Consider the following 7119-nt stretch of genomic DNA (forward strand, 5'->3'; position numbering starts at 1 on the left):
TTTTTTTGACTAAACAATATCAAATTTCAGCTGGCCTTTGGCAACCCCGATTTTTAGAGTATCACCATTTGCTAATTCGTCTGATAAGATGAGTTCTGATAGCTTATCTTCCACCTTGTCTTGCAAGGTTCGGCGGAGCGGACGTGCTCCCATTTCAGGGTCATAACCCAATTCAGCCAAATATTTAAGGGCTGATGGTTGGAATTTCAAGGTCACACCTTTTTCAGCCAGAGTTGCAATCAATGGTTTCACCATGATTTTCACAACTTCACGCATATTGTCTTGCGTCAAGCTATGGAAGACCACTTTTTCATCAATACGGTTGATAAATTCAGGACGGTAAGTTTTTTTGAGCTCTTCCATGATGCGTTTTTGCATGGCTTCGTAATCATGTGCCATATCACGCACTCCAAAACCAACAGTCTTTTCATCGCGCAAAGCTGTCGCACCAAGGTTTGAGGTCATGATGATAATGGTGTTTGAGAAATCCACTTTTCGACCACGACTGTCTGTCAAAACCCCGTCATCCAAAACTTGCAAAAGCACATTGAAAATGTCAGGGTGAGCTTTTTCCACCTCGTCAAACAAAAGCACTGAATACGGTTTGTTACGAACTTTCTCAGTCAATTCGCCGCCTTCTTCATAGCCGACATAGCCTGGAGGGGCACCGTTAAGACGGCTCGCCGCAAATTTTTCCATGTATTCCGACATATCAAAGCGGATAAGAGCTGATTCGTCATCAAAGAGCAATTCTGCAAGGGCTTTCGCCAATTCAGTTTTACCAACACCAGTTGGACCAAGGAACATGAAGGAACCAATTGGACGTTTGCCTGTGCGAATACCTGCTTGATTACGGCGAATTGCACGGCTAATTGCTGAAATGGCCGCGTCTTGCCCAATAACACGCTTGTGCAATTCTTTTTCAAGGGTCAGGTATTTCTTGCTGTCGGCTTGGGTCATTTTTTCCAAAGGAATACCTGACAAACGGCTTAAAGTCGCCATAATATCATCTTCTGTGACAGGTGTTGGTTTACGTTTCACCTTGGTATCTGCCTTTTTGAGCAAGCTTGTCGCTAAAGCAAAATCGCCATCTAAAATGGCTTGGTCAGCAGGCGTCAACATCGCTGGCGCTTCTTTCTTAACTAAACTTTGCACGGTTGCACTGGCTTCATCCAGCAAATCAATAGCAGAATCAGGTAGGTTTTTGCTGGTCAAATAACGGTGAGCAGATTTAACAGCTGTCAAAACAGCGGCATCTGAAATGGTGACATTATGGAAGTCCTCATAAGATTTCTTCAAGCCCAACAAAATCTGATAAGCATCTTCAACATTTGGCTCTTCAATCGTGATTTTCGCAAAACGACGAGAAAGCGCAGCATCTTTTTCAAGGTGTTTTTGGTATTCTTCTTGTGTTGTTGCACCCACCATGTGCAAGGTACCACGCGCCAAGGCAGGTTTTAGGATATTTGCCGCATCTAAGGTGCTGTCAATGCCTGACCCTGACCCCATAATCGTGTGCACTTCATCAATAAACAAGATAATATGACCATCTTCTTCAATATCTGAAATGATTTGATTCATGCGCTCTTCAAAATCCCCACGAAAACGCGTGCCAGCAACCACACTCATCATGTCCAATTCCAAGACACGCATATCTTGCAATTCATATGGAATCGCTCCATTGACAATGCGTTGCGCCAAACCATAAGCCAAAGCTGTCTTACCAACACCAGCTTCTCCCACCAAGACAGGATTGTTCTTAGTTTTACGGCTAAGCACTTGCACCATTCGTGAAATTTCTTTGTCACGTCCGATAACGGGCTCAAGCTTTCCTTGACGTGCCATTTCCGTCAAATCACGCGTAAAATCAGACAGTTCTCCTGCAGTGGATTGCGGTTTCATCATGTCTGAAAAAGCACCACCCATGCTTGCTTTTTTCGGTTTACGAAGCTCATGAATGGCTTTGATATTTTCCTTGGTAAAGCCCGCATGACGTGCCAAGCTCTTACGCAAATCAATCAAACGAACCGAATCGCCGTCTTCTTTCTGCTTGAAACCAGCCACTTCCAATAAACGTGTCGCAAACAAATCCAAGTTTAACAGCATGGCATAAAGTACGTGCTCTGTCCCAACTTCAATGTCGTCCGTCACAACACTAATCTCTTGTGCAAAGTCAAGAACATCGCTAAGCGCTTTTGATTGTTCCACAAAACGCATCTGCTCAACACGTTCCAACGGTGACTTATTTAGTGCCAAAACAGCCGCTGCTTCGTATTCTTCATAAGGAATACGACTTTGGTATTCTGCAAAGGTAAGACCTGCTACTGAATCATGTACAGCTACCATGGCCAATAGCACATGCCAACTCTCTAAATAGGGGCTTTCAAAACGTGCTGCTTGATACTGCGCGACATTGAAAACCTCCTGCATTTTTAACGAGTACTCACTCATAAATGAAATCCTTTTCTATCTAATCTTTGTAAAATTCGGCGCAACATCCGCGCTCTAATCTCTGGGGCGTTTTCTCCGAGAACCTCATCTGAAGCCGTTGCCAAGATTAAATTCCCTTCACGCTCGCTGATAATCTTTTCTTCAAAAAGCTGCTGAATCAAGTCCGTAAAGACCTGTTCACTAATGCGCTCCCCAATATGTGCCATCAGATTACCAAACAATTGATGACGGTCTGAAAAACGCACCCTCGCGATACGAATATAGCCACCCCCACCTCGCTTACTTTCAACCGTATAGCCACGACTTTCGGTAAAACGTGTCTTAATCACATAGTTAATTTGGCTAGGAACGACTTGAAAGGTATCAGCCAAGTTTGAGCGTTTGATTTCAGCAATACCTGATTGAGCTAATAGCTGCTTTATATATTCTTCAATACAGTCCGATGTATTTTTAGCCACTAGACTCCTCCTTTCAAGCAAAAGACCTCAAAGGTCTGTCTTTGACTATAATTGACTATTATTATATCAAAATTATGGTCTTTTATAAATGAAAAGCCCCCAAATATCATGAAACTCTTAGCAAACTTTCCAGGCTATTATTTTCATGCTATAATTATTCATTTTTAGTTGTGTTTGTTTCTAATATAAGATAAAATAAAATCTGAAACAAACGAAAGGTTATAAGTGACTAAATGAATTATCTCATTACATTTCTAATTGCTATGGTACCTCTTATCGAATTGCGTGGTGCCGTTCCTTACGCTATCGCAACTGGTATCCCAATGTGGCAAGCACTTATTATCGGGGTCTTTGGTAACATGATACCTGTGCCAATCATTTTTTTCTTTGCCCGTCGTGTGCTTGAATGGGGAGCAGATAAACCTGTTATCGGTGGTTTCTTTACATGGTGCTTGAAGAAAGGTCATAGCGGAGGTCAAAAATTAGAAGCAGCTGCTGGCGACCGTGGGGTCTTTATCGCTTTACTTTTATTTGTCGGTATTCCAATTCCTGGTACAGGAGCTTGGACAGGGACTCTAGCAGCCTCAATCCTTGACTGGAATTTCAAACAAAGTGTTATTGCCGTTATGCTTGGAGTTATCCTCGCAGGTATCATCATGGGGACATTAACCGTCTTTGGTCTAGGGACAATCAGCTAAAAAATCAATCAAAAGAGCTTAGGGGCAACCTAAGTTCTTTTAAACGTCTTAACTTCTTATTTGAAAAATACTTTCTACCAAATAAAAAAAGTCTGAGCTAGTAGCTCAGACTTTTTAGTTAGACACCGTTTCTTAGTTGTTAAGAGCGGCTGCCATTGTTGCTGCAACTTCTGATTCGAAGTCGTTAGCTGATTTTTCGATACCTTCCCCAACTTCGAAGCGTTCAAAAGTTGTCACTTTAGCACCTACTGAATCAAGGTATTGTTCAACAGTTTTGCTGTCGTCCATGATGTAAACTTGTGCAAGAAGTGTATATTGTTGGTCAACTTTAGTGTTGTCAAGCATGAAGCGGTCCATTTTACCTGGAATGATTTTATCCCAGATTTTTTCTGGTTTGCCTTCTGCTTTAAGTTCTGCTTTGATATCTTCTTCTGCTTGAGCGATTACCTCATCAGTCAATTGTGATTTAGAACCGAATTTCAAGTGTGGAAGAGCTGGCTTGTTAACCATTGCACGTGATTCGTTGTCTTGGTCGATTTTGTGGTTCATTTGAGCCAATTCATCGTGGATGAATTCTTGATCAAGTTCTTCGTATGAAAGAACTGTTGGTTTCATCGCTGCAACGTGCATTGATACTTGTTTAGCAAGAGCATCATCGCCACCTTCTACAACTGTGATAACACCGATACGTCCACCGTTGTGTTGGTAAGCACCAAAGTATTGGTCATCAGTTTTTTCAACAATAGCAAAACGACGGAATGAAATTTTTTCTCCGATAGTTGCTGTTGCGTTAACATAAGCAGCCTCCAAAGTTTCCCCTGAAGGTAAAGTCACCTTAAGAGCTTCTTCATTGTTAGCAGGTTTTTGTTCTGCGATAGCTTTAGCTGTTGCTTCAACTAATTCAACGAATTGAGCGTTTTTCGCAACGAAGTCTGTTTCAGCGTTAACTTCAACAACTGCTGCAACATTTCCGTCAACATAAATACCAGTCAAGCCTTCAGCAGCAACGCGGTCAGCTTTTTTAGCTGCTTTAGCCATCCCTTTTTCGCGAAGCAATTCAATTGCTTTTTCCATATCACCATCAGTTTCAACAAGGGCTTTTTTGGCGTCCATGACACCAGCACCTGATTTTTCGCGCAATTCTTTTACTTGAGCTGCAGTAATTGCCATTTCTTAAGTCCTCCAGGAAGTTTGTTTTTATAATAAAAACGAGACAGAGCGGTTTGCTTTCTGCCCCGTTTTAAAGCCTATTTAAGCCTATCTAAAGCCTAAAAAATTAGTCGTTGTCTCCTTCTACAACTTCAACGATTTCTTCGATTGAATCAGCTTGTGCTTCTGATGCAAAATCAACATCTGCATCTTCACCTTGACGTCCTTCGATGATAGCATCTGCCATTTTAGAAGTGATCAATTTAACCGCACGGATAGCGTCATCGTTTGCTGGGATGATAACATCGATATCATCTGGGTCAGCGTTTGTATCAACCATTGCAACAACAGGGATACCAAGTTTTTTAGCTTCTTTAACAGCGATTTGTTCTTTATGTGGGTCAACAACGTACATTACATCTGGGATACGAGGCATATCTTCGATACCACCCAAGAATTTTTCAAGACGAGCACGTTGTTTGTTAAGAAGAGCAACTTCTTTCTTAGGAAGAACTTCAAAAGTTCCATCTTCTTCCATGCGTTTAATTTCTTTCAAACGAGCGATACGTTTTTGGATAGTGTCCCAGTTTGTAAGAGTTCCACCCAACCAACGGTGGTTGATGTAGTATTGACCAGCACGTTCTGCTTCTTCTTTCACAGCATCAGCAGCTTGTTTTTTAGTACCAACAAACAAGATAACAGCATCGTTAGCAGCTGCATCACGAACGAAGTCGTAAGCTGCATCAGCCATTTTTACAGTTTGTTGAAGGTCGATAACGTGGATACCGTTACGTTCTGTGAAGATGTATTTAGCCATCTTAGGGTTCCAGCGACGAGTTTGGTGACCGAAGTGAACACCAGCCTCAAGAAGTTGTTTCATTGAAATTACTGCCATGAGTAGTTTCTCCTTTTTATAATGTTTTTTTCCTCTTCTAGACTTCATCTTGCAAATCCACTCGTGATGAGCAACAGAGTCACAATACATCTAGAATGAGTATTTGTTGCATAATACAACAAGCTAATTTTACCACATCTACCCTTTTTTGACAAGTCAAATATCCTATCACCAAGCGTTTATTTAGGGGGGGGGATTACTAGTCTAATTCGTTTTATTCAGACACTTTAACGATAACAAAAAACAGATGATTAACCACACAACTAACGTGATAATCTGACTAACTGAAATAACTTGATCTCCAAAAACACTATTCCTAATTAAATCGCCAGATGGAACAAATGGCAAAAATCTATATACCTTCAAAATGATCATCGGAATTCTTCTTGCTGGAAAAAGAATGGGGAAAATAGTAAACCAATCATCAAAATTAACTGTGTTGTCAGAGTCATTAAATTAGGACTTGAACAATGCTACAAAGAATGATTAGCGATTTATTCCTGATATAACTCCACGTCATTAAACTCATGATTGTTGTAGATTACTTTTCAGCCAACTCTCCATAACTATCGTTTAAAGTTTCAGTAGCCACACTGTAATACGAAATCAATTTCTTATCAATTCTATCTGCCATCCATTCAAATAGCTTAGAAACCTTTTGATTATCCAATTGACACTCCACTTCACCATTTATATTGATCGCATATTCAAATGGAAAATCCTCTAAAGTCCACTTCGATTTAACTAAAAATCTTACGATACTTTTGAACTAACCGATAATTCCCTTACATTTCCATATGTTTTAACTTTTCCATTTTCAAATAAGTAGTACTTATCTGCATACTTTTCAACTTCTAAGATATTATGCGTTACTATAACAACTATATGCCCTTTAGAAGCTAGCTCTTTTAGATATGACCATAGTTTATGCCTTCTTATTGGATCAACATCATTCGTTAGTTCATCCAATAAAATAATTTTAGGCGGAGAAATAACAGCCATCGCAAACGATGTTAGTCGTTTTAACCCACCGGAGAGCTTTTCCCCAGTTTTATTTTCCCTCTTTTTTATATCTAATTTTTGGAGTATCTCATTAACTTCCTGTTGTAGTACTCCATTAGAAAGTCCCCTTATTCTACCGATTGCAGTTACTGATTGTTTAATTGATATTCCTTTTAGTGGAGCATGCAATTGAGGCATCATCGAAATATTCATTCTGGATAAAACTGGATTTTGAGTAAGAGAAATATCTCCAAAATAGACTTCATGTTTCCTGTGTCGATGAACAGACAGCAATAAACTCAATTACGTATAAAAAAATAAAAAGCCCAACAAAATCGGACTTTTTATTTCGTGTCTTAAAAGGCGGTAGACGGATTTGAACCGACGATCAAGCTTTTGCAGAGCCGTGCCTTACCACTTGGCTATACCGCCATAACAAATAATATTCTACCTTAAAATCTAAATG

At 40.2% G+C, this 7119-nt stretch carries 7 protein-coding genes and 1 tRNA gene; 1 reads left to right on the forward strand and 7 read right to left on the reverse strand.

Annotation, left to right across the window (positions count from 1 at the left end; translation table 11 throughout):
• Nucleotides 1-9: 9 nt before the first annotated feature.
• Together B3R79_RS03770 and B3R79_RS03775 are read right to left on the reverse strand one after the other, a co-directional pair.
• Nucleotides 10-2451, reverse strand: a complete 2442-nt coding sequence (locus B3R79_RS03770) for an ATP-dependent Clp protease ATP-binding subunit (RefSeq protein ID WP_293693845.1) — start codon at nt 2449-2451, stop codon at nt 10-12.
• The gene (locus tag B3R79_RS03775) at nt 2448-2909 is read right to left on the reverse strand and encodes a CtsR family transcriptional regulator (RefSeq protein WP_168261183.1); all 462 of its coding nucleotides are present in this window, start codon (nt 2907-2909) and stop codon (nt 2448-2450) included. Before B3R79_RS03775 ends, B3R79_RS03770 begins: the two co-directional genes overlap by 4 nt.
• A gap of 233 nt (nt 2910-3142) precedes the next feature.
• Between B3R79_RS03775 and B3R79_RS03780 the strand changes: the two genes are divergently transcribed.
• Complete coding sequence (locus tag B3R79_RS03780; protein WP_168261184.1) at nt 3143-3607, forward strand: COG2426 family protein; 465 nt, start codon at nt 3143-3145, stop codon at nt 3605-3607.
• A 132-nt stretch (nt 3608-3739) separates the two neighbouring features.
• Here B3R79_RS03780 and tsf read toward each other — a convergent pair whose 3' ends face one another.
• From tsf to B3R79_RS03805, 5 genes are all read right to left on the reverse strand, one after another.
• Complete coding sequence (gene tsf / locus B3R79_RS03785; protein WP_154454913.1) at nt 3740-4777, reverse strand: translation elongation factor Ts; 1038 nt, start codon at nt 4775-4777, stop codon at nt 3740-3742.
• A gap of 106 nt (nt 4778-4883) precedes the next feature.
• A complete protein-coding gene (gene rpsB, locus B3R79_RS03790) occupies nt 4884-5651 on the reverse strand; it encodes a 30S ribosomal protein S2 (protein ID WP_154454912.1) in 768 nt (255 codons plus the stop codon).
• Nucleotides 5652-6192: 541 nt separating this feature from the next.
• Nucleotides 6193-6321 carry a hypothetical protein gene (locus B3R79_RS03795; protein ID WP_293693849.1) on the reverse strand — a complete coding sequence of 43 codons (129 nt, stop codon included), beginning with the start codon at nt 6319-6321 and terminating at the stop codon, nt 6193-6195.
• Between the two features lie 83 nt (nt 6322-6404).
• Nucleotides 6405-6956, reverse strand: a complete 552-nt coding sequence (locus B3R79_RS03800; protein ID WP_349677280.1) for an ATP-binding cassette domain-containing protein — start codon at nt 6954-6956, stop codon at nt 6405-6407.
• 58 nt (nt 6957-7014) lie between these two features.
• Nucleotides 7015-7085, reverse strand: a tRNA-Cys gene (locus B3R79_RS03805).
• Nucleotides 7086-7119: the final 34 nt, after the last annotated feature.

Source organism: Streptococcus sp. UBA3373 (genome assembly GCF_002360305.1).
Classification (GTDB): Bacteria; Bacillota; Bacilli; order Lactobacillales; family Streptococcaceae; genus Streptococcus; species Streptococcus alactolyticus.

Excerpts from the sequence above, each read along its gene's own strand:
- B3R79_RS03770 (WP_293693845.1), bottom strand. The coding sequence starts at position 2,451 with ATGAGTGAGTACTCGTTAAAAATGCAGGAGGTTTTCAATGTCGCGCAG.
- B3R79_RS03780 (WP_168261184.1), top strand. The coding sequence starts at position 3,143 with ATGAATTATCTCATTACATTTCTAATTGCTATGGTACCTCTTATCGAA.
- tsf (WP_154454913.1), bottom strand. The coding sequence starts at position 4,777 with ATGGCAATTACTGCAGCTCAAGTAAAAGAATTGCGCGAAAAATCAGGT.
- rpsB (WP_154454912.1), bottom strand. The coding sequence starts at position 5,651 with ATGGCAGTAATTTCAATGAAACAACTTCTTGAGGCTGGTGTTCACTTC.